Source organism: Sphingobium yanoikuyae, assembly GCF_034424525.1.
Taxonomy (GTDB): domain Bacteria; phylum Pseudomonadota; class Alphaproteobacteria; order Sphingomonadales; family Sphingomonadaceae; genus Sphingobium; species Sphingobium yanoikuyae.
Map to the genome: position 1 here is coordinate 1,620,884 of NZ_CP139979.1, position 22,071 is coordinate 1,642,954.

Here is a 22,071-nt window from a genome sequence, read left to right on the forward strand (position 1 = left end):
ATGGCGACTGTGACCCTCGTCTATTTTGCCTGGGTGCGCGAAGCCATTGGCCGCGATGAGGAGCTGGTCGAACTGGCTTCGCCGGATGAAACGATAGCGGAACTGGTGGCGCGACTGGCGGCACAGGGCGGTGGCTATGCCGAGGCGCTGGCCGATCCGGATCGGTTGCGCGCGGCGCTGGACCAGCAATTTGTCGGTTTCGATCAGGCAATCGGCACGGCGCGGGAACTGGCGCTGTTCCCGCCGGTCACGGGTGGATGAAACGGGTCGCCATCCAGGCGGATGATTTCGATATTTCGGCCGAGCTTGCCGCACTCGAAGCGCTGGGCGGCGGCGGGGTCGCCAGTTTCACCGGTATCGTCCGCGGCGAAGAGGGGCTGGTGGCGCTGGAACTGGAACATTATCCGGCGATGACGCAGCGCCAGGCCGAACGGATCGCGGAGGAGGCGATGGCGCGCTGGCCGCTGCTGGGGCTGTCGATCATCCATCGCCATGGTCGGTTGCTGCCGGGCGAGCGGATCGTGTTCGTCGGCACGGCGTCACGGCATCGCGCGGCGGCGCTGGAAAGCTGCGCCTTCCTGATCGACTGGCTGAAATCGCGCGCGCCTTTCTGGAAGAAGGCGCATTATGCCGATGGCGCAGGCGCCTGGGTCGCGCCCCGCGCCGAGGATGAGGCCAAGGCGCAGGACTGGGATCGCTGATCGATCAGGCGGCGTTGGCGCGGATTGCGGGATGGTCCGCCGCGTCGCGCAATATCTCGGCGAGCAGATGGAATTCCTTTTCGCGCGGGCTGTTCTTGCGCCAGACCAGGGCAATGTCGCGCCAGGCATGATCGGACTGCAGCGGGCGCGCGGTGATATTGGTATGTTCCAATATGCCGCCGGCCAGCGCCATTTCCGGCAGCATCGTGACGCCCAGCCCATTGTCCACCATCTGGATCAGCGTGTGGAGCGAGGTGCCCATCATCGTCGCGCTGGCGCGCAGGTCGGGGCGATTGCAGGCGGCCAGCGCATGGTCCTTCAGGCAATGCCCGTCCTCCAGAAGCAGCAGCTTGTTCTCGTCGATCATGTCCGGCTTGATCCAGTCCGGCGGATTGGTCGGATCGTCGCGCGGGAAGGCGACATAGAGCGGATCCTGGAACAATATCTCGCTGTCCAGTTCGCCGGTGGGATAGGGCAGGGCCATCAGCACGCAGTCGACATTGCCATGGCGCAGCGAATCGATTGCCGCCTGGGTCGTTTCCTCGCGCAGATAGAGTTTCAATTCCGGCCGGTCGGCGCGCAGGCGGGGCAGCAGGCGCGGCAGCAGGAAGGGCGCGATCGTCGGGATGACGCTCATCCGCAATTCGCCGGTCAGCGGCTTGCCCGATGCCTCGGCGATCGCCGCAAGCTCCTCCGCCTCGCGCAGGACGCGGTGCGCCTTTTCGACGATGCGATCGCCCAGCGCCGTGAAGCGCACGACGCGGCGCGTTCGCTCGACCAGGGTGACGCCGATCAGGGACTCCAGTTCGCGGATGCCGGCCGACAGGGTGGACTGGGTCACATAGCAGCTGTCGGCCGCCTTGCCGAAATGGCCATGTTCCTTCAGCGCAACCAGATATTGCAGCTGTTTGAGCGTGGGCATGTAGTTCGACATTTATCGGATTCCTGAATTAGAAATCCGAATATAAGCGAATTATCCGATATAACCAAGATATTTGGCGATGCCGAAGGCCGACGTCAGGGTCAGGATGATGCCCACGGCCACGAACAGCACCTTTGGCGCGACATGACGGGCCAGCATGGCGCCAAAGGGAGCCGCCACCACGCCGCCGATCAACAGGCCGATCGTGTAGGTGGTGAAGCTTTCCCAGCCCAGATGGAACAGGAAGGTCAGGCTGATCGACAGGGTCAGGATGAATTCGACGCTGTTGACCGTGCCGATGGTGTGGCGCGGGCTCGATCCCTGGATCAGCAGGTTGGAGGTCACGACCGGCCCCCAGCCCCCGCCGCCCGACGCATCCATGAAGCCGCCGACCAGGCCGAGCGGTGCCACCCATTTGGGGCTCTTGCTGTGCGGGGGGAAATGGAAGCCGCGCCAGATCAGGTAGATGCCGATCGCTGCCAGATAGAATTGGACGAAGGGCTTGATGATCGCGCCGTCGATATTGGACAGCAGATAGGCGCCGGCCACGCCACCGATCACGCCGGGAATGACGAGCCGGGCGAACAGGCCCCAGTCGACATTGCGGTGCAGGATATGGCTGATCGCGGACACGCCGGTGGTGAAGGTTTCGGCGGCATGGACGCTGGCGGACGCGCGGCTGGGTGGCACGCCCATGGCCAGCAGCAGGGTGCTGGAAATCACGCCATAGGCCATGCCAAGGGCGCCATCGATAATCTGCGCGCCGAAGCCGATCAGGATGAAGGGCAGTATTTCGCCAAAATGGGCGATAAATGTGTCGATCATCCAAACACCTTCGTTCTAATTGTCTACCTCAATGATTGGTATATCTTGAGGCGCCAAGCAAGTTTCTGTTTTGGGCCGGGAAGGCGAATTAGGGCGCGCTCTGGAAAAATTGCCGCTTAATCTCTATGTTGCTGGCAACAGGGTAAAAGGGGCGCGCCAGCAGGGCGGGTCCGTTCAGGGACGTTTCGATGCTGCGTAATCTCATCGCCTATCTGGATTCGGTCAAGTCGCGCGACCCTGCGCCGCGATCGCGGGCGGAAATCCTGCTCTATCCCGGTATCTGGTCGCTGGCCTTCCATCGCGTGGCGCACCGTCTCTATCGGGCGCGGCTCTATTTCCTGGCGCGGGCGGTCAATCATCTGTCGCGCTTCCTGACCGGCAATGACATTCATCCCGGCGCGAAGATCGGCAAGCGCTTCTTCATCGATCATGGCTTCACCGTGATCGGCGAAACGGCGGAGATTGGCGACGACGTCACTCTTTATCAGAATGTGACGCTGGGTGGGACCGATCCCGCCAACGGGATCGCCGGCAAGCGCCATCCGACGCTGGAAAATGGCGTGATCGTGGGATCGGGCGCGCAGGTTCTGGGGCCGGTCCGTGTCGGCGCTCGTGCCCGTGTCGGCGCCAACGCGGTGGTGACCAAGGATGTGGCGGAGGCCGCGACCATGGTCGGTATTCCCGCGCGCGCGATGCTGGTCGATGTCACCGCCTATCAGCGCGACTTCCTGCCCTATGGCACGCCTTGCTCCGATTGCTTTGATCCCGAAAAGCAGAAGCTGGAATTGCTGCAGTGCGAAGTAGAGCAGTTGCAGAAGCGGCTGGCCGAGTTGCTGGCGCAGAAGCAGGCGCCTGAACTGCCTGCCGATGACGTCGCCCTGTTCAAGGAGCGTGGCCGGGCCTGATGTCCAATGTGACGCCGTTCCCAGCACCCAACGGCCAGCAACAGGGGCAGGTCGGGTTCGATCGCCTGGAATTGCAGCGGATCATGGATCTCTATGGCCGCATGGTCGCCGCCGGACACTGGCGCGACTATGCCATGGACCTGGGGCGCGAGGCGGCAATTTTCTCCGCTTTCCGGCGTTCTGCCGAGCGTCCTGAATATCGGATCGAGAAGCGGCCGGCGTTGCGCAACCGCCAGGGCATGTGGGCGCTGGTGGGTGAAGCGGGTCATGTGCTCAAGCGCGGACAGGAGTTGCAGGGGATATTGGCGCCTGTCGAACGCAAATTGATGCGGATCGTCGAGGACTGATCCGCCGATCCGGTTAATTGCGCCCGCGCGCTGCGGCAGTTCGGCGCATTTTCCATTCGCCCCACGTCCACATGTGCCCGCCTAGCGCCAAGTCGCGTTGCAACAGCGTCATGACCCGACTTATGCTGCATCGCGTCAACAGGTGGCTGGTTCCACTGACGCGGCAACTGTCCGAACAGGCCGGGGGCTTCGATCTTTGTCAGGGCGAGAGGTGCGCGCATCCGGATTTTCCGGAGCGCTCTGTCGCGTCCTGTCCGGGTCGGGGCGATCGGTTGCGGGCATATTGTCGATTAGCTTGCACATTGGACAAGGAGAATTGTCATGCGGATCGTGATGACCGGATCTGGTTATGTTGGTCTGGTATCGGGCGCCTGCCTCGCGGATTTCGGCCACGAAATCATCTGCGTCGACAAGGATGAGCGCAAGATCGCCAAGTTGCGCGAAGGCGGCGTGCCGATCTATGAGCCGGGCCTCGCCGATCTCATCGCGCGCAACGTCAAGGCGGGCCGGTTGAGCTTCACGACCGATCTGGCAACGTCCGTGGCGGACGCCGATGTCGTCTTCATTGCGGTCGGCACCCCGGCGCGTCGGGGCGATGGCCATGCCGACCTCAGCTATGTCTATGATGCCGCGCGCGAGATTGCCGGGGCGCTCAAGGGCTTTACCGTTGTGGTTACGAAGTCGACCGTGCCGGTCGGCACCGGTGACGAGGTCGAACGGATCATTCGTGAAACCAATCCCGACGCCCAGTTTGCGGTCGCCTCCAATCCCGAATTCCTGCGCGAGGGGGCCGCGATCGAGGATTTCAAGCGCCCGGATCGCATCGTCGTCGGCATCGAGGACGAGCGCGCACGCCCGGTTATGGAAGAGGTCTATCGCCCGCTCTACCTCAACCAGGCGCCACTGCTGTTCACCGGTCGTCGTACCAGCGAACTGATCAAATATGCCGCCAACGCCTTCCTGGCGATGAAGATCACCTATATCAACGAGATGGCCGAACTGTGCGAACGGGTCGGCGCGGATGTGCAGCAGGTGGCGCGCGGCATTGGCCTGGATAACCGGATCGGTTCGAAATTCCTGCATGCCGGACCCGGCTATGGCGGCTCCTGCTTCCCCAAGGATACGTTGGCGCTGGTCAAGACGGCGGAAGATTCCGGCGCGCCCATTCGTCTGATCGAAACCACCGTCGCGATCAACGAAAGCCGCAAGCGCGCCATGGCGCGCAAGGTGATCGGCGTGTGCAATGGATCGGTGCGTGGCAAGACGATCGCGGTGCTGGGCCTGACCTTCAAGCCCAATACCGACGATATGCGCGATGCGCCGTCGCTGTCGATCATCCAGGCACTGCAGGACGGCGGTGCGCAGATCCGCGCCTTCGACCCCGAAGGGATCGAGGCCGCCCAGCCGCTGCTGCAGAATGTCGATTTCTTCCACGATCCCTATGCCGCGGCGCAGGGTGCATCGGCCGTCGTGCTGGTCACCGAATGGGATGCGCTGCGCGCGCTCGACCTGTCGCGCCTGCGCGGCGTGATGGCCGGCAATGGTCTGGTCGACCTGCGCAACATCTATCGGCCCGAAGTCGCTGAAGCGGCTGGATTTATCTATGACAGCGTTGGCCGTGGCATGGCGCCGGAGCCTGAAATGCTGGTTGAAGCTGCCGAGTAAAAGTTCCTCGCCTCGTCGCAAAAATGGCTGATTTGCGACGAGGCGAGCTTGTCTGGAAGCAATTGTTAACCCTCGTGGCGGACCCTTTAGGGACACCAAAACGGGGGTTGCATTATGCGCAGCAAATCGGCCGGCTCCATGATCGGAGCCGGAGCAATCATTACGTCTGTCTTCGCGGCAGGCGCCGCCACGATCCTGTCGGGCGGAACCAGTACGACCAGCAGCTCATCGACCAGCACGGCCGATAGCGGCACGGTCACCATCTCCAGCAGCAGTGCGAGCAGTGCGACGACGACCAGCACGGCGACGACCAGCAGCACCAGCAACAGCTTTGCCGACTTCGACTTCGCCAATGGCACGGTGTTGCCGGGCAAGGCGACGCTCTGGATCGGCAACGCCACCTACAAGCCGGGCAGCAGCACCGCCTATGTCCCGGTCTATCTCGATCGGGCGACGCCCAACACGGTGATCGCACGGATCACCACGGTGAACGGCACCGGCACGCTGAAGGCGACGTCGGGCACCAATTACAAGACGGTCGACACCGTCGTCATCTTCCGGCCGGGCGATCCGCTGGAACAGACGGTGGAAGTGCCGGTTATTAGTGCCGCAGAAGGCCAGCAGTTCAGCGTGAAGCTGCGTGAGGCGCCCTGGGGCGCATTGCAGGGGCAGTCGACCGCAACCGTCACGGCCAAGGCCTATGTCGCGGCCACCGAGAAGGCGACCGGCACCTTCCGAGAAGCGCGGACCTTCGCGGCCTCGGGCACGCTGCAGTTCGAACTGCTCAAGGACACGCACAAGCGGTCTGTCGATGGCGGCTGGGACCGCTGGGCCACGACCCTGTCGCATGGCCGGGCGCAGACCGGCAATGGCGAGACCGGCCTCTATGTCGACACCACCACCTATCCGGGGATCGAAGGGCCGGTCTACTGGAGCAACAAGGGCCTGGTGCTGCACAGCCAGGTGCTCAAGACGCCGATCAGCTATCAGGGCGTGACCTATAATTATGGCGCGTCGATCCTGGATGGCCGCAACTTCCTCGCCTCGCAGATCGGCTATGGCCAATATGAGTGGGAAGCGAAGATGCCCAACCGGCGCGGTTCCTGGCCCGCTTTCTGGCTGATCTCGACCAGCGGCTGGCCGCCGGAAATCGATGTCTATGAAGGCTTTGGCTATCAGAGCTATTGGGATTTCGATCGCCATGTCGGCCAGACGATCCATGTCGGCGCCAACAGCACCCGCTATGACCAGCGCGGCATCGTCATCCAGACCGAACAGGCCTATGGCCTGTCTGGCTATTCGCAGGATTTCCACAAGTTCGCGGTCGACATCCAGCGTGACTACATCACCTGGTTCGTCGACGGCAAGGAAACCTACCAGTCGGTCAACCCGTTCAAGGGCTTCCGCTTCTATCCGCTGATGAATGTCGCGGTGAAGACGACGGGTGCCTATGACGATGGCAGTGGCGACATGACCATCCGCAGCTTCAAGGTCTATTCCGCGCCATAATAGGCCCGGCTGCCCCGGCCCGTCAGGGCATAGAGGCGGCCCCAGCATTTGATCCACTGCCCGGCGATGTCGACCCGTCGCGCGCCGGGCAGCAACAGGGCGAGGAGACCGGCGGTCCGCATCGCGAACACCGCCAGCGTCCGCCCGAACAGAGTGAGGGTGCCGACGATGCCGGGCCGATGCTTCCGGCGGGTCAGCGTCTCGGTAAAGCCGATCCGCCACATGCGGGACAGTATCCAGCCGAGCCGGACCCGTTCGGGCGGCACCCATTCGCTGACGCGCGCATCTGCGGCCCAGCCGAAACCGATGCCGGCATCGCGCAGGCGGGTGAGGTAATCCAGATCCTCGCCGCCGCTGCAGTTGAAACGCGGATCGAACCAGGGGGCGGGCAGCCGCTCCAGCGCCGCGCGGCTGAGCAGCAGATTGTTGCTGGCCCATAGCATGTCGGTCGCGCCCGAAGGCCGATCCTCGGCCCGGAAAACCAGCGCTTCGCGGGCCCAGTGTGGCGGCGGACGCAGGAAATGGGCGTCGACTGGGCCGCCAACCACATCGGCGCCGCACATCTCTCGAACTGCGAGGAGTGCGTCGAGCCAACCGGGCTGCGGCCATTCATCATCATCGATCATCGCCAGATACTGCATTGCCGGAGCTGCCAGTGCGGTGGCGACGATTGCGTTGCGGACGGAGCAAAGGCCGGGCTCTGGCACATGCAGGATATGGATCGGCAAAGGATAATCGGGGTCATCCTGCATCTCGTGCGCAACCAGCGCGCCTTCCTGCCCGACGGGGTCGTTGTCGGCGACCAGCAACTGGACATCGTCATGTGGCACGACGGCGGTCAGGCTTTCGAGCAGGTGGCGCAACTGGCCCGGCCGGCGGAACGTCGGGATGGCGATCCAGATGGTCGGGGCGGCGGGCATCAGGCAGCAACCTCGACCGGGGTCGGGCGGGCGCGCCCGCCGCGTTGCAGCCATTTGATGATCTTGTGGCCCGGCAGCTCGATCAGGCGATAGCTCGCCCAGCAGAGCAGCCAGGTAGCGACCAGCATGGCGGCGATGAAGATCCAGTCATGGCCGACAAAGCCATGGCGATGGGCGATCCCCATGACGCGGGCCATGATGTCGCGCACCAGCGGATGCCAGAGGTAGATGGAGTAGCTGATCAGGCCCAGATGATAGCTGACCGGGTTGGCCATCACCGCGCGGGCGGCGGCGCCATCATAATAGCAGGTGAGGACCAGCGCCGGCATCAGGCACACGACCAGCACGTCGGCGCCTCGGGGCAGCATCAGGGCGACAGCGATGATGACACATATGGCGGCAAATCGGCCGGGGCCATCGAGCAGGCTGCGGGTCAGCGCCATGTCGCGGATGCGATAGGTCAAGACGCCCAGCGCAAAGCCGGCAAGGCAGCGCAGCAGCGTCAGGACCGTGTCATAATCGTTGACGTCCAGCGGACCGCTGGCGCCGCGGCCCGAACTGGCGACCAGCACCAGAATGCCGATGCACAGCGCCAGCTGCGCCCAGGCCCAGCGGGAAAAGGCCATGATGGCGATCAGCGGGTAGAGGAGATAGGCCGCGACCTCCGTGCTGACCGACCAGCTGTTGCCGGCGATCGGCTGCGTGCCCCATCCCCAGCTCTGGATCATCAGCAGGTTGGTGAGGATATTCGGCAGGTCGAGCGGGATCGCCTGCGTCCCCGAGACATTGACCAGGATGCGGGCCATGAACACCAGCGTCACGATCAGGTGCAGCGGCCAGACGCGGGCGGTGCGGTTGATCAGGAAGTCCATGTAACTGGACCGCCCCAGATTGTGCATCAGCCGGTCATAATAGCCGTAGGAAATGACGAAGCCGCTGAGAATGAAGAAAAGATCGACAGCCAGATAGGCGCGCGAGAAAAGCGGGATCGCGAACGCCTGAAAGGCCGGCGCATGGGGAATATGGTAGAGCAGGACCGAAACGGCGGCGATGCCGCGCAGGCCCGTGAGCGAGGAAATTCTCATGCGGCATGTCTCCCGGCCGGCGGCGCGTCGTCGAAGGCGGCGGCGATGGCGTCCCACAGCGGCTTGCGGCGCAGGGAACCGTCCAGCGGCAATCCGCGCGACAGCTGGCCGTCGGGCCATTTATAATCCTTGTAGTTGGACAGCCAGGAATAGCGGTCCGACAGGCCCCAGCAGAGCACCGCCTGCATCGCCGGATTGTCCAGCGCGACATCGATGAAGGCACGGCCGACACTGGCAACTTCGCTGTCACGCTTGGCCGGGTTGGGCGGGCCGCCAATGTCGGCAATGTCGAACTCGGTAATCTCCAGCTTCAGGCCGTAGCCGCGCAACTGGTCAAGGAAATCGGCGAAGCGGCGCTCGTTGAACTCTTCCTTATAGGGTTTGAGATGCCCCTGGATGCCGATCGCGTCGATCGGCACATCGCGCGCCTTCAGCCGGTCGAGCAGCTTCAGCATCGCGGTCCGGCGCCGTTCGCAACGCGGCGAGTCATGTTCGATGCCATAATCGGTCAGGAACAGGGTCGCCCTGGGATCGGTCTCGCGCGCGGTGTGGAAGGCGATGTCGATATAATGTTCGCCCAGCGCCTGCATCCACATGCTGTCGGCGCGCATCCCGTCGGCGCGGCCGTCATTGGGCTCCAGCGCCTCGTTCACCACGTCCCATTCCTGGATGCGGCCGGCATAGCGGGGCATGGCGGTGGTGATGTAGCTGGTCATCAGTTTCCGGCGGCCGCGATCGCTGGCGGCCTGCAGTGCGGGTTCCAGCCATTTGGGCTGGGCAGCATACCAGACCAAGGCATGGCCACGCGCGCGCATGTCATGCTTCTGGGCGAAATCGATGATCTGGTCGGCACCGCTGAAATCATATTGGCCCGGCTTGGGCTCGGTCGTGCCGCGCTTCAGTTCATATTCCTGCACCAGGATATTGCATTCCTGCGCCACCGCCTGGGTGAAGCCGGCATCCTCGCGCAACTGGCGCGACTTGACCGCCGCGCCGAAATAGCGGCCCTTGGCACGGGCATGGGTGGCGAGGCCGGGCGGCATGGCGGCCGCCGCCACGCCAGCGGGCAGCGTCGCCGCCAGCGCCATGCCGCCGGTCAGAAATTCGCGACGCTTCACAGGCGCGGCCTCCCGCCCACCATCTGGGCCATGTCGATCCAACGGTCGGAAATCCGGCGATAGACGGGATCGGGCAGGATGATCTGCATCAGCACCGTGGCGGCCAGTCGAGGACCGAAGGCGCCGCGCAGCACGGCGCCGACATAATAGCGCATCGCCTGAAACCGGCTGGTCGGCCAGATGCTCTTGGCCGCATGCCAGCCCATATAGGCGGAAAAGGCACGGGCCGAGATATGGGGGCGCAGGTCGCGCAGCCAGATGAGGCTGCCGACGCTGCCGCGCACCGCCGACAGCCGATGTTCGGCATCGCGGTCGGCCCAGATCGTGCCCGGCCGCGCGGTCATCTGGAACTGGCCGCCGGCCAGCGCCAGACGCACGGCAAAGTCGGTATCGTCGCCGAACTTCACATCCTCGCGATAGCGGACCTTGTTGGCGAGGCCGCGACTGAGCGCCAGGCTGCTGGTCTGGATGAAGCCGCGATCGCACATGAGATAACGGTCGATCGTCTCGCCGGTCGCGATCGCGCGCGGGGGCTTCAGGAAATTGCGGCCCTGGCCGCGATCGACCAGCACCTGGCCATAGGCGACCACATTTTCGTCCTGTTGCAGCAGGGGCAGCAGGTCGGCCAGATGATGGGGCAGGAAACGGTCGTCGCAGTCGAGGAAGGCGATATAGCGCCCGCGCGCCTGCGCGATTCCGGTGTTGCGCGCGGCCGAAGCGCCGCGATTGGGCTGGACGATGACACGCAGGCGCGGGTCTGCGATCCCGGCCAGCACCTGTTCGGTGTCGTCGGTCGATCCGTCGATCACCACGATCACCTCGATCAGCGCGATCGTCTGGTCGAGCGCGGACAGCACCGCGTCGACCACCTTGTCGCGGCGCTGATAGGTCGGGATGACCACGGAAAAGAGCGGCGAGGCCGCCTGTTCCTGCAGCGCGGACGGAGGTTGCCAGGCCGCCATCACGAACGGGCGCCGCTACTGAGGGCATCGGCCTTGCCGAAACGCAGGACGAAGCCGTTGACGAGCGAACGATAGAGCGACTTTGGCATGTAGGAGCGCAGCAGCTGGCGCGCGATCACCCGTGGCGGAACACCGCCGGCGGTCAGGCCGATGGCGAGGTCGCGGATCGCCGCGACCGGGCGGATCGGCGCCATATGATAGGCGAGCACGGTGGCGCGATAGCCACGCCGCGCCCGGTTGGTCAGCATATGGCCGCAGCGATCGAGCCAGTCGAGCGAGGTTTCATAGCCGCGCACATAGGAGGTGCGGCCGACTTCGGTCGCGTCCAGCCAGATGGTGAGCGGGCGCTCGATCATCCGGAAGCGTGCGCCGGCGCCCTGAAGCCGGACGCAGAAGTCGAGATCCTGCCCCTTCTTGAGCGCGGGGTCGAACAGCACCTGCTGGGCCATCCGGGTCGGTACGACCATCGTCGAGGTCTGCATGAACTGGTTGGCACAGAAGAGATATTCGCCGACATCCTCATCTTCCCGAATGCCGCGGTCGGGGCGGATCCAGTAGCGGTCGACGCCTCGATCGACCTTCATGCGCGAATAGAGAACCGTGCGGCCGCCGTCGCCCGCCAGCGCTTCCGCCATGGTCGACAGCTTGCCGGGCAGGAACAGGTCGTCGGAATCGAGGAAGGCGATATAGCGTCCCTCGGCGGCGAGAATGCCCCGGTTGCGCGCCGCGCCACCGCCGGCATTGTCCTGGCGGATGTAACGCAGGCGCGGGTCGCCGATCGCCTCGATCACCGGGCCGGGATCGTCATGCGAGCCATCATCGACGACGACGATCTCGAAATCGGTCCAGTCCTGCGCCAGTACCGACCGGATCGTGTCGGTGACCACGTCGGCGCGGTTGTAGAGCGGGATGACGACGGAGAAGAAGGGGATGCTGGTCATGCGCCATGGACCTTTCGATATTCTTCATAATGGATGCCGGTGAGGCCGGCGATCTTGCCCGCGGCGCGATAGAGCTTGCCGAGGCGCTCCACCCGCTTGCCGCGGTCCAATGTGGTGAGGGGGCCGACCGCGCCGACCAGGAAACCGACCGCGATACGGGGGCTTTCGCTCAGCGCCGCACGAAGGGCGCCGCCATGGGTGCGGGCGACGATCATGTCGGTCATGCCGACGCGATAGCCGCGCATCAGCAGCCATTTGGCGGTGACGCGGCTGGCCGGGATGAGTTCGGTAACCAGCGCTTCCTCCGACCAGGCAAAGCGGAAACCGGCGCGCTGCATCCGGGTGAAGAGCTGCTTGTCCGACCCGCCGGTGAGCGCCATGCGCTCGTCGAACGGACGGGCGCCGATGCGGCGCAATGCGTTGGCGGACATCAGCACATTGGCGGTGCTGTCGACCAGCGCGACCGGGCCGGACTTGTCGCGCCGCTTGGGCTGGAGCAGCGGATGGCGCGAGGCCCAGGCGGGCAGCGGGCTGTCCATCTCGCGCAGCACCGCGCCGCCGACGACATCGGCGTCCCAGCGGTCGGCGGCCGTCACCAGCGCGTCGATCCAGCCAGGGCAGGCCGCCTCGTCATCGTCCATCATCGCCACATGGGTGACGCCGGGCCGGGCGAGAGCCGCCTCGACCAGCGCATTGCGGACTAGGGGGATACCGCGTTCGCGCACCAGCAGCGCCTCGATCGGCCAGCGATAGCCCGATGTCGCCAGCGCCTCCACCACGGCCAGCCCCTGCTGCTCCCTGGCGTCATTGTCGGCGACCAGCACATCGATCCGGTGGCGGGTTTCGAGCGCGGCGAGCGAGGCAAGCGTGCGACGCAGCCCCTGGGGGCGATTGCAGGTCGCGATGCAGATGACGACATTAGCCATGGGAAGCCTCCGGGCGGGCAAGAAAGCGGCGGCGCCACTGCGGCAGCGGGCGGGCCTTGTAGGTGGCGTGGGCAGCGGCGATGGCCGCCAGGAAGATCACCCAGACCTGCCGATCCTTGTCGAAGAACGAGGTTTCCAGCAGATTCTGGTAGAGGACGAAGACCCAGATCGCGAAGCAGGGCACCATGATCGGCCGGTTCTGCGGCGTCGCCCCGGTCAGGAACCAGATGGCGGGCAGCGCCAGAAAGGTGAGCAGCAGCATGATGAGGCCCAGCGGTCCGGTCGTCACCAGGATTTCCAGATAGCCATTGTGCGAATGGGCGGTCAGCGTCTGGAACGCCTGGTTGAGATAATCGAGCGAGGGGCTGCGATCGCCGACCTGCCAGAAGCCGCCGAAACCCGCACCCAGGAAGGGATGATCCTTGAGATAGGCAAGGTCTACTTCCCAGATGGACACCCGGCCGGTGAAGGAGGTGGGGTCGGCGAAGATCCGCTCCACTACCGGCTGGAAGGCGACATAGAGCCACAGCACCCCGACCATGCCGAGCGCGACCATGATCAGCAGCACGGCCCGTTTCTGGGTGGAATCGCTCAGTGCCCGATAGACGGCGCAGACGCCCAGGATGGCGAAGGACAAGGCGAGTGAGGTCTTGCTCTTGGTCCCGATCACGAAGACGAAGGCCATTACCGAGAAGAGGGCATAATACCATTTCTTGGTATCGACCCAGGCATTGGCCGCGACCATGAAGGTAAGCGCCATGACCGCACCGGCAATATTTTTGTGGAAGAAGAAGCCGCGCCAGGCGCCGATCAGCGCCTTGTCGCTCTCGGTCGGTGGATGGACCGCCGCCGAGGTCAAGGGCAGCGAGACCCAGCAGATGATGAGGGACAGGATCAGCGCGTAGCGCAGTGCCTGGAGCAGCCTTTCGGGGCCGATCAGGCTGAGCGCGCTGAAGGTGATGTAGATCACGATCAACTGTTGCATCGCCCGCTTGAACGATACGAAGGGATCGACGCCCCAGCTGCAGGTGATGAAGAACCAGGCGAGCATGATGGCCAGCGGCCAGAGCGTGAAGCGATAGCGTGGCGGATAGCGGCGGATCAGCTGCACGCCGGTCAGCAGCATGGCAAAGCCGATGAACAGGGCCTGCTTGAACAGGTCCGATCCGTTATTTTCCTGCGCCATGGCCACCAGTTCATCCTGGGTGCGCGAGGCGAAGGGCTGCTGGCCGATGAAGACCAGCATCAGGAAGGTGAAATAGAAGATCTGGGCGACCAGGATCAGCCGTGCGCTTTCGGTCTTCTTGATGGCGGCGACGCCCGGCCGGGTCAGGACCGGGGCGGGAATGTCACGGTGCCAGGGGGTGCTTGCCATCGCTCAACCCTCCGCCTGGTTGCGGCGCCAGCTGCGGTCGAGCTGCCAGATGCCGAGCATCATGACGAGCTGCGACAGCACGACGCCGGCGATGGAGAAGACGGGCGCGACCAGCAGGGTCAGCAGGGTGACGGCGGCAATGCCGACGCCGCAGCTACGCAGGCTCTGGGCGGCGAGCGGACGGAACGCCTTGCGTGCCTGGGTCATGACGCTCATCGGCGTCTGCACGCACTGGACCAGCGAGAGCAGCGCGCAGAGCGCCACGGCAGTGATCACCAGCTGATGATCGAGCGTGGGCTTGAGGATCAGGCCGGGGAAGAAATAAAGCGCGCCGGCCGCGACGACGCAGGTGCCGAGCCACAGGAAGACAAGGGCGCCCATGAAGATGCGTTCCGACTGGATCGCCGCCTGATGATCGCCGCGCGCGACGGCACGGGTCATGCGCGGGCGTTCCAGCTGGGTGAGGGCGGTGATGCAGACATTGACCGGGCGGAAGAACAGCATGCCGACGGCGATCGGCGCGAAGGCGGTCGGTCCCGCCAGCAGGGTCACGGCATAGCTGTGCGCGTTCGACGTTGCCTCGGTCGACAGCACGCCGACCAGTGTCCAGGCCGATTGTTCCTTCCACACCGGGCGATAGGCGCGCAGGGCGGCCAGCGGCGACATGGCGACATGGCGGCGCAGATAGGGACTGCCGAAGGGCAGCAGGCCGGCGAGGCTGGCGGCGACCAGCATCGTGCCGATGCCGGTGAGGTCCGCGCCGGTGCGCATCGCGACCAGCAGGCCAATGAGGATCGTCGCGGCATAGGCGATGTCGGATCGGGCCGCCTGCATCGGCGCATGATGGGCATAGGCGTTGGACCGGCCGAACCAGCGGATCAGCGACAAGGTGCCGGCGAGGCCGAAGACCAGGGCGGCCTGCGGCGTCGCGGTGGTCCAGGCGACGGCGGCGCAGATCAGCCCCTGGCTGAGTGACAGCAGCAGGTTGACCGGAAAGAAGAAGCCATGCGCCGCGCGATCGACATCCTCGCCCTGATTGACGGCGATCGTATAGGGCGTCGACACCAGCGCGTTGGACAGGCTGTAGCCGAACTGGATGATGACCAGCAGGAAGGCAAGGACGCCGATGCCGGTGGTGGCGAGATGGTGGATCGAGAAAAGCTGGACCAGCAAATGGCTGACCGAGACGATCGCCGAGGAGAAGCTGGCGAGGCCGAAGCGGCCGAAGATGGTGCCCAGGCGCTGGGTACGGCCGGAAGCCGCCTGCGCCTCAGCCATGGCGGTGCTTCCAGATCAGCCACAGGGCATGGGGATTGGTGGTGATATAGCGCCAGGCCAGTTCCTTGGGCCGGGTGCCCATGCGGTGCAGCCATTCCAGGCCATTGCGCTGCATCCACATCGGCGCGCGCGGATAGTCGCCGGTGATATAGTTGAACAGGCCGCCGCAGGTTACGATCCAGCCGGCCTTGATGCGATCGCGATTACGCACGCAAAAGGCCTGCTCGCGCGGCTTGCCGGTGCCGACCCACAGGACGTCGGGCGCGGCCGCGTTGATCGCGTCGATCACCGCATCTTCTTCCTCCGGCTTCCAGAAGCCGTTGCGGCGCCCCGCGACGGTAAGGCCCGGTGCCATCTCGACGATCCGATCGGCGCAGGCGGCGTTCACCTTCTCCTCGCCGCCGAGCAGATAGTAGCTGACCCCCGCCTTGGCTGCGGGCACCAGGCTGTCGATGAACATGTCGGTGGTGCTCGACCGATCGGCGATCGGCGGCTGGCCGACCCAGCGCGAGGCGGCGACGACGATCTGGCCATCGGCATGGATCAGGTCCGCCTGGGCCAGATTGTCGCGAAAGCCCTTGTCCGTGGCGTTCATCGACAGGCCCTGGCCATTGCAGTCGAAGATCAGCAGCGGGCGCTGCTCTAGCGCGCGGCGCAGCGGCGCCTCGCCCAGCATCCGGTCGATCAGCGCGTCGAGCGACAGGGTCGACACCGGAATGCCGCCGATCAGGGCGATTTCCTCCGGCGTGGATACGGGCTGTTGCAGCGGCTGACGGGGAATGGCCTGCTCCAGGCTCATGCGATCACGCTCCCTGCGATGCTGATATTATGACGGTCCAGATCGTCGATCACGCGGCGCATGTCGGCGATCGCGGTCTCGCCGCGCCGGGCGACGATAGTGACGGCATCGAAGCCCGCCAGAATGGAGCCGAACGGCGTCTGCTCGCCGCGCCGCTGGGCGAGGTAGAAGAGCATCGACGTGTCATGCAGGCCCCAGCCGGCGGCGGTGTCCGCCAGCGGCCCCTTGGTCACCAGGCTGGATGCGCTGCCCGATGCCCGGCCGGCGGTCATCAGCCAGAGGCCATCGACCGCCGTGCGTGCGGCAGGCAGCAGCGCGGCGCTGCCCAGCAATTGTTCGGCCAGGCCGGCCTTGTTGGCGACGCGGAACAGCCGGTCGAGCGAGGGACGGTCGATATCGACATCGACCAGCATCGTCTGCCCGTCCATCTGCGCCATCACGACGGCGAGATTGGCGGCAAGGATTGCGGCCTCGTCACCCGCATCGATCGACAGGATGGCAAGGCGCAGGGCCGCGCCGTCGCTGTCCTTTGCCGCCGCGCGCATCTTGGCGCGGATGGTGCGGACCTTGGCGGCATAGGCATCCGCGGGGTCGAAGGCGCTGACCACCAGCGGATCGACCCGCTGGTCGCCGGCCGCCAGCAGCGGGAAGCCGCCCTGCATGGCGAGGATGATGCCCGCCGTCTCGGGATCGAGCAGGCCAAGGTCGATCGCCGCCTGCTGGAAGGGCTGGCCGGCGGCATGGCCATGGGCTTCGATCCGGCCGATGTCGGTTTCGGCGAGGAAGCCATGTTCGACCGCGAGTTGCGCGAAATCCTTGGTATCGCGGGCGCGGGGCTTGAGGCCGGTCGTGGCGCCGGCGGTCAGATGGGGATGGGCACTAGCCGTGGAACGCAGTCTCATGCGGCCTCCTGTCGCTTGGGGAGCCAGCCGCCCCGTGCGGGGGCAGGCAGCAATTCGGTGATGACTTCGACCTCGGTCGCGCGGGCCACGCCGGCGGCGGAGCGGACGCGGGGCTGGGCGATTTCGATCAGGATGACCGCCGCGATGCCGCCGACCAGGCCAAGGGCGATGCCGCCCACCAGCCAGAGCAGCAGGTTGGGCTTGGCGGGCAGCAGCGGCACGGTGGCCTCGTCGAGCAGGCTGGCATTGGGCTGCGAGATCTGGCTCTTGAGCGCCGCTTCGTTGAAGCGCTGGCGCACCGTGTCATAGGTCTGGCGGGCCGCATCGACGTCGCGCTGCATGACCATCAACTGGTCCTGCACGTCCGACATGCGGATCATGCGGTCTTCCTGCGACGCCATGTTCGACTTGAGGTCGCCCTCGCGGCGGCTGGCGGCGACGCTGTTGGCGCTGACCGCACCGGCCTGGCTGGCGCGGGCGGCGCCAAGCTTGGCCTGGAGTTCGGACAATTGCGCCGAAGCGGCGGCCATGGTCGGATGGTTCGGACCAAGCGTCTTGCCCAGTTCCTGCACCTTGGCCGACTGGGCCGCGACCTGTTCCTGCAAATTCTGGACGATCAGCGAGCCTTCGATGTCGGACACCGAACCGGCGCCGGCCTTGCCGCGCGCGGCGGCGGCTTCGGCCTGGGCCTGGGTGAGCTGATAGGACATGTTCTTCAGCTTCTCGGCCTCAAGATCCATGCGGTTGATGCCGATAATGTCATGGGCACGCTGGAAGTCGGACAGGCGCTTCTGCGCATCCTCATAGCGGCGGCGCACGTCGGCGGTCTGTTCGTTGAACCATTTGGCCGAGGTGCGCGCCGGCGAGGCGCGCAGTTCCACCTGCTCGCGCATGTAGATCTGCGCGGCGAGGTTGGCGACGCGGGCGGCGACCTGCGGATCGGGATCGAGATACTGGATCTGCAGCACGTTGCTCTGGCGGCCGGTGGTCACCAGCAGCCCGGCCCGCACGCGCGCGGCGGCCTGTTGCAGGCGGGCATCGGCCGGCATGTCCGCGGGCAGCGCGTCGATGAAGCCCGCTTCCTTTGCGACCGCATTGATCACCTTGGCGCTGCGGATGATGTCGGTCTGGGTGCCCAGGATCGAGTCCACCTCGACCCGGCCCTGATTCTGGGTCGTGTCGGTCGGATCGGTCTGCGACAGGTCCAGCATCAGCGAGGTCGTCGCCATATATTGCCGCGACTGCATGAAGGCCGCGACTGCGATCAGCAGGAACAGGGCGCCGCCGATCATCGCGGCGACCCGCCAGCGCGCCTTGACGGCGGCGGCAAGGTCCAGGGGGTTCATCGTCATAGTCCGTCCACTCCTCGGAGCATGGCGCGCATTTCCTCGGCCGGCGTCGGCGCGACGGTGCGCGGCGCGGGCTGCTTGGCCATCAGCAGCAGAAATTGCGGCGCCAGCGTATCTTCAAACATCCACAATTCGCCGCCCGGCGTGGGCGTAAGGGCAGGCTCCAGCCGGGTCAGCGCATCGCTGGCATCGGCCTCCATGCCCGGATATTCGCCCAATATGTCGCTGCCGACGCGCAGCAGCCGCTCCAGCGAAATCGCCGACATCTGCGATGCGACGATGCCGGCCAGCGCGATCATCCGGCGCCCGGATGCGCTGTCACGCAGGGCGCGGGTGAACAGGCCATGGCTGGCGCTGCTCATTTCCGCCCAGTCGTCCAGCGCGCTGGCCAGCCCCTGTTCGACATCGCTGGCAGTCACCTGCTCGCGGCCGCCGGCCTCGGTAACAAGCGCCGCCTGCATGCCGAACAGCCGGGCGTGATAGGGCGACCCCATCGCCGCGCCGGCCAGTGCCTCGACGGCTTCGGGCGTGATCGACAGTCCTGCCTTCTCGCCGCAGCTTGCCAGCAGCAGTTCCAGCTCGGGGCGGGCGATCGGGCTGACCCGCTGGGGCGCGATATGGCGGCGGAGCGAGGGATGGGCGGCGATCAGGCCGTCGACGTCCCCGGCGATGCCAACCAGCACCACCTGCACCGGCGAATGGATATCGGTCAGCAGCTTGAGCAGCGTTGCGACATCCTGCTTGGCGGTGTCGGAGCGGACCCGGTCATACTCGTCGAGGATCAGGATGGAGCGCTGGCGCACCTCCTCGACCAGCAGGGTCGCAAGGCCATTCACGTCCAGCGGACCGGTAGCGAGCTTGCGGGCCCGTTCCTGGCCCGCGCCGCTCATCGGCAGTTCGGTCAGGAACGGGCGGAACAGCGAGTCGAAATCGGCCTCGCCGCTCGCGGACCCGTAAAGGGCGACGCAGCCTGCCTCGTCCGCCAGATCGCCGAAGACGCGCGCAAGCGAGGTCTTGCCCGATCCGCGCGTGCCGAAGATGATTGCATGCTTGCGCTGGACCACGATCGCCTCGACCAGCTTTTCCAGCTCATTGTTGCGGCCGGCCAGGCCATGGCGGTCGGTCACCGGCATGGCGGTGTTGAAGGCGCTGTAGATCGAATCCCGGCGCAGGCTGATGGGCTTGAGCGGCGTTGCCATCGCGCCCATCGAAAGCGGTCGCGGGGTGTCGTCGGGCACCGGTTCGGGCTCGGCCGTCCGGTGGAAGCTCGGTGCGACCGGTTCCTCCAGCAGCAACGGGGCCTGATCGGGGATGACACGGGCGGAGGGGCTGGAGCCGCCGGCCAGTCGGCGCGGCAGGGACCAGAGCCAGTCGAGCGTGCCCGCCGAGCGGGCGCCGAAATCATGTTCCATCGCGGTCAAAACAGCTTCTCCCGGATGATGAGGACGTCTTCGGGCTTGACCGGATCATCCAGCTTGGCCTGGACCTCCTGGCCGCCGCGCTTCACCTTGATGCTGCGGGTCGAACCGGCGAGGGTCGGACCACCGGCCAGGGCAAGCGCCTGGCGGAAGGTCTGGCCCGCGACATAGGAGAAGGCGCCGGGTTGCTGGACCTGGCCATAGACATAGACCTTCTCGGCCGGCGGCACGAACAGGATGTCGCCGGCCTGGAGCGGCCGGCCGGCGCCCGCGCTCATGTCGGTGAGCGAGATGCGCACCGCGCCGCTGCCATCGGCCGGGGTCAGGATGACGGCGTTGGCGCCGGCCGTCGTCGCGCCGCCGGCCTTGGCCAGCATCGACGCCACGGTATAGTTGCGGTCGAGCGGATAATTGCCGGCCTGGGGCACATTGCCCAGCACGGTGACCGAGCGGCTGACATAGTCGCTCACCTCGACGCTGACCGAGGGCTTGGTCAGATAGCCGCCACCGGCATAGCTCGCCGCGATGTCGGACGCGAGTTGGGACGTGGTCTTGCCCTTCGCATCCACTGGCCCGACCAGCGCGAGCAGCACCGTGCCGTCGGCCTTGATCCGGGTTTCGGTCGACAGGTCGGGCTGGCCGAAGATCGAGATCTTCAACTGATCGTCCGGACCGAGCAGATAGCCGGCGGGTGCGGACGTCGCCGGCCGCGCGGGCGTGGCGGCAACCGCCGCGGCTGCGGCGGCACCGGCAGGCGCTTGTGCGGTTTGGGTTTGGGCCGACAATGCGGTCGGCACCGCCAGCAGGGGGAAGGCGGCAAGGATATGGAAGCGTGTCGCTATTCTCATGGGTCAGGCTCCCTTCGGGTCAAAAGCGCAGCAGGGCTGAGAGCGTCACCTGCGTGCCGCTATAGTTGGAGACATCGGTGTCGGTACGGCGGCGGTAATGCTGGGCGTCGAGGCTGAGATCGAAGCGATCGGTCAGCTTGCGCTTGAGCGTCGCGCCGAACTGGCGATTGCGGTCCGCCTCGATCGAGAAGGGGCGTAGCGCCGCATCCTGCCGGAACTTGCGCCTCTGCCAGTCGGCATAGAGGCCGGCCGAGGTCAGCTCGCTGATCGCGAACTCCCCCTCGATCCGATAGCTGGACCGGATCGCGAAGCCGCTGGCGATCAGGCTGTCATTCATGATGTCGCGGGCGGTGGAGGCGGTCAGCTTCACGCGCGGGATGATGCTGGTCGACAGCCGCACATCCCAGCCCATGCCATTATAAGTGCCGACGGCGGCGGAATCGCTGCTGACATCCAGCCATTGCAGATCGGCATCGATCTGGGTGATCGGCGTCACCGACCGCTGGAAGCGCAGGCCATAGGCGTTGATGCGGTTCTTGATGCCCAGCGTGCGCCGGTCGCTGACCGTCCGCTCATAATAAGTGGTGAGCGTGCCGAAGCTGGGCTTGTTATAGCCCAGGCCGACCTTGAAGCTGTCGCTGTCCTGGTCGGCATAGTCGAAATCATCGGCATTGCGGGTCGTGTCATGCTGGTAGCCGGCGACCGGGAAGAAGCCTGGCCGTTCGCACGACAGGTCGGCCCCCAGCGTGGAGAAGCGCTGGAGATTTTCGGTCGCGGCGTTGATGTCGCCATAATCGGCCCGCTGCTGGCGATAGCTGGCGCGCGGCGTGATGCCGCAGGTCGCTCCGAATCGAATCGTCGCCCTGGCCTCCGCATCGAGTCGCAGCTTGCTGCGCTGGGTCTCCGACACGAACTGGTCATAGCCGGCCTTGGCCCGGATCTGGATGTCGTGCCGCCCGATCGGATGGGCATAGGTCGCCTCGATCGAGGGCGTGACGATCAGGTCGCCGGTGGGGTCTTCGACCCGGTCGTCGACGCGATAGACATTGTCGTCATAGAGAAGATCGAGCCCGGCCGTCAGGTGCAGGCCGAGCGTATCTATGCGCTTGTCATCATCCTGGGCCTGCGCTGTGGAGGGCAGGCCGGCGAACAGCATTGCGCCGCCAAGAGCGGCCATGGCGGCCGCGTGCGGCCATGCAAAATCATTTGCTGCGGGCGCACAGGGGCGCGCCCGCAAACACGGGTTATGGGCATTATCCAAACGCATGAATCCTTA

The 22,071-nt window shown here is 65.6% G+C and carries 22 protein-coding genes; 6 read left to right on the forward strand and 16 right to left on the reverse strand.

Going from position 1 to position 22,071, the window contains the following annotated elements; all coding sequences use genetic code 11:
- The gene (gene moaD / locus U0025_RS07505) at positions 1 to 261 is read left to right on the forward strand and encodes a molybdopterin converting factor subunit 1 (RefSeq protein WP_004212398.1); all 261 of its coding nucleotides are present in this window, start codon (positions 1 to 3) and stop codon (positions 259 to 261) included.
- Positions 258 to 701, forward strand: coding sequence for a molybdenum cofactor biosynthesis protein MoaE (locus U0025_RS07510; protein WP_004212400.1), 444 nt, complete (start codon positions 258 to 260; stop codon positions 699 to 701). Before moaD ends, U0025_RS07510 begins: the two co-directional genes overlap by 4 nt.
- 4 nt (positions 702 to 705) lie before the next feature.
- On the opposite strand, the gene U0025_RS07515 is transcribed toward U0025_RS07510, so the two are convergent.
- Together U0025_RS07515 and U0025_RS07520 are read right to left on the reverse strand one after the other, a co-directional pair.
- Positions 706 to 1,635 carry a hydrogen peroxide-inducible genes activator gene (locus U0025_RS07515; RefSeq protein ID WP_004212401.1) on the reverse strand — a complete coding sequence of 310 codons (930 nt, stop codon included), beginning with the start codon at positions 1,633 to 1,635 and terminating at the stop codon, positions 706 to 708.
- A gap of 39 nt (positions 1,636 to 1,674) precedes the next feature.
- Positions 1,675 to 2,448 carry a sulfite exporter TauE/SafE family protein gene (locus U0025_RS07520; protein WP_004212403.1) on the reverse strand — a complete coding sequence of 258 codons (774 nt, stop codon included), beginning with the start codon at positions 2,446 to 2,448 and terminating at the stop codon, positions 1,675 to 1,677.
- A 188-nt stretch (positions 2,449 to 2,636) separates the two neighbouring features.
- On the opposite strand from U0025_RS07520, the gene epsC reads away from it, so the two are divergent.
- The 4 genes from epsC (at position 2,637) to U0025_RS07540 (ending at position 6,874) form a co-directional block, all read left to right on the forward strand.
- Complete coding sequence (gene epsC / locus U0025_RS07525; RefSeq protein WP_004212405.1) at positions 2,637 to 3,353, forward strand: serine O-acetyltransferase EpsC; 717 nt, start codon at positions 2,637 to 2,639, stop codon at positions 3,351 to 3,353.
- A complete protein-coding gene (locus U0025_RS07530) occupies positions 3,353 to 3,700 on the forward strand; it encodes a DUF2794 domain-containing protein (RefSeq protein ID WP_004212406.1) in 348 nt (115 codons plus the stop codon). Before epsC ends, U0025_RS07530 begins: the two co-directional genes overlap by 1 nt.
- A 321-nt stretch (positions 3,701 to 4,021) precedes the next feature.
- A complete protein-coding gene (locus U0025_RS07535) occupies positions 4,022 to 5,365 on the forward strand; it encodes a UDP-glucose dehydrogenase family protein (protein ID WP_004212408.1) in 1,344 nt (447 codons plus the stop codon).
- Positions 5,366 to 5,479: 114 nt separating this feature from the next.
- A complete protein-coding gene (locus U0025_RS07540) occupies positions 5,480 to 6,874 on the forward strand; it encodes a family 16 glycosylhydrolase (protein ID WP_004212410.1) in 1,395 nt (464 codons plus the stop codon).
- Here U0025_RS07540 and U0025_RS07545 read toward each other — a convergent pair.
- The 14 genes from U0025_RS07545 to U0025_RS07610 are packed head-to-tail and all read right to left on the reverse strand — an operon-like array spanning position 6,859 to position 21,972.
- The gene (locus U0025_RS07545) at positions 6,859 to 7,794 is read right to left on the reverse strand and encodes a glycosyltransferase family 2 protein (protein WP_004212412.1); all 936 of its coding nucleotides are present in this window, start codon (positions 7,792 to 7,794) and stop codon (positions 6,859 to 6,861) included. The two genes, U0025_RS07540 and U0025_RS07545, sit on opposite strands and share 16 nt — an antisense overlap.
- The gene (locus U0025_RS07550; protein ID WP_004212414.1) at positions 7,794 to 8,879 is read right to left on the reverse strand and encodes an acyltransferase family protein; all 1,086 of its coding nucleotides are present in this window, start codon (positions 8,877 to 8,879) and stop codon (positions 7,794 to 7,796) included. The genes U0025_RS07545 and U0025_RS07550 overlap by 1 nt, the downstream gene beginning before the upstream one ends.
- On the reverse strand, positions 8,876 to 9,997 hold the full coding sequence (locus U0025_RS07555; RefSeq protein ID WP_004212416.1) for an endo-1,4-beta-xylanase: 1,122 nt from the start codon (positions 9,995 to 9,997) through the stop codon (positions 8,876 to 8,878). Before U0025_RS07555 ends, U0025_RS07550 begins: the two co-directional genes overlap by 4 nt.
- On the reverse strand, positions 9,994 to 10,959 hold the full coding sequence (locus U0025_RS07560; RefSeq protein WP_004212417.1) for a glycosyltransferase family 2 protein: 966 nt from the start codon (positions 10,957 to 10,959) through the stop codon (positions 9,994 to 9,996). Before U0025_RS07560 ends, U0025_RS07555 begins: the two co-directional genes overlap by 4 nt.
- Positions 10,959 to 11,900 carry a glycosyltransferase family 2 protein gene (locus tag U0025_RS07565; RefSeq protein ID WP_004212418.1) on the reverse strand — a complete coding sequence of 314 codons (942 nt, stop codon included), beginning with the start codon at positions 11,898 to 11,900 and terminating at the stop codon, positions 10,959 to 10,961. Before U0025_RS07565 ends, U0025_RS07560 begins: the two co-directional genes overlap by 1 nt.
- Positions 11,897 to 12,826, reverse strand: a complete 930-nt coding sequence (locus U0025_RS07570; RefSeq protein ID WP_004212419.1) for a glycosyltransferase family 2 protein — start codon at positions 12,824 to 12,826, stop codon at positions 11,897 to 11,899. Before U0025_RS07570 ends, U0025_RS07565 begins: the two co-directional genes overlap by 4 nt.
- Positions 12,819 to 14,201, reverse strand: a complete 1,383-nt coding sequence (locus U0025_RS07575; protein ID WP_004212420.1) for an O-antigen ligase family protein — start codon at positions 14,199 to 14,201, stop codon at positions 12,819 to 12,821. The genes U0025_RS07570 and U0025_RS07575 overlap by 8 nt, the downstream gene beginning before the upstream one ends.
- A gap of 3 nt (positions 14,202 to 14,204) precedes the next feature.
- Positions 14,205 to 15,479, reverse strand: a complete 1,275-nt coding sequence (locus U0025_RS07580) for a hypothetical protein (protein WP_004212421.1) — start codon at positions 15,477 to 15,479, stop codon at positions 14,205 to 14,207.
- Complete coding sequence (locus tag U0025_RS07585) at positions 15,472 to 16,278, reverse strand: WecB/TagA/CpsF family glycosyltransferase (protein WP_004212422.1); 807 nt, start codon at positions 16,276 to 16,278, stop codon at positions 15,472 to 15,474. Before U0025_RS07585 ends, U0025_RS07580 begins: the two co-directional genes overlap by 8 nt.
- On the reverse strand, positions 16,275 to 17,180 hold the full coding sequence (locus U0025_RS07590; RefSeq protein WP_004212423.1) for a P-loop NTPase family protein: 906 nt from the start codon (positions 17,178 to 17,180) through the stop codon (positions 16,275 to 16,277). The genes U0025_RS07585 and U0025_RS07590 overlap by 4 nt, the downstream gene beginning before the upstream one ends.
- Positions 17,177 to 18,532: a GNVR domain-containing protein gene (locus tag U0025_RS07595; RefSeq protein ID WP_004212425.1), complete on the reverse strand. Its 1,356-nt coding sequence runs from the start codon at positions 18,530 to 18,532 to the stop codon at positions 17,177 to 17,179. The genes U0025_RS07590 and U0025_RS07595 overlap by 4 nt, the downstream gene beginning before the upstream one ends.
- Positions 18,529 to 19,941, reverse strand: a complete 1,413-nt coding sequence (locus U0025_RS07600) for an AAA family ATPase (RefSeq protein ID WP_037491451.1) — start codon at positions 19,939 to 19,941, stop codon at positions 18,529 to 18,531. Before U0025_RS07600 ends, U0025_RS07595 begins: the two co-directional genes overlap by 4 nt.
- Positions 19,942 to 19,946: 5 nt before the next feature.
- Complete coding sequence (locus U0025_RS07605) at positions 19,947 to 20,795, reverse strand: polysaccharide biosynthesis/export family protein (RefSeq protein ID WP_004212427.1); 849 nt, start codon at positions 20,793 to 20,795, stop codon at positions 19,947 to 19,949.
- A gap of 19 nt (positions 20,796 to 20,814) precedes the next feature.
- The gene (locus U0025_RS07610; RefSeq protein WP_037491454.1) at positions 20,815 to 21,972 is read right to left on the reverse strand and encodes a hypothetical protein; all 1,158 of its coding nucleotides are present in this window, start codon (positions 21,970 to 21,972) and stop codon (positions 20,815 to 20,817) included.
- Positions 21,973 to 22,071 lie beyond the last annotated feature (99 nt).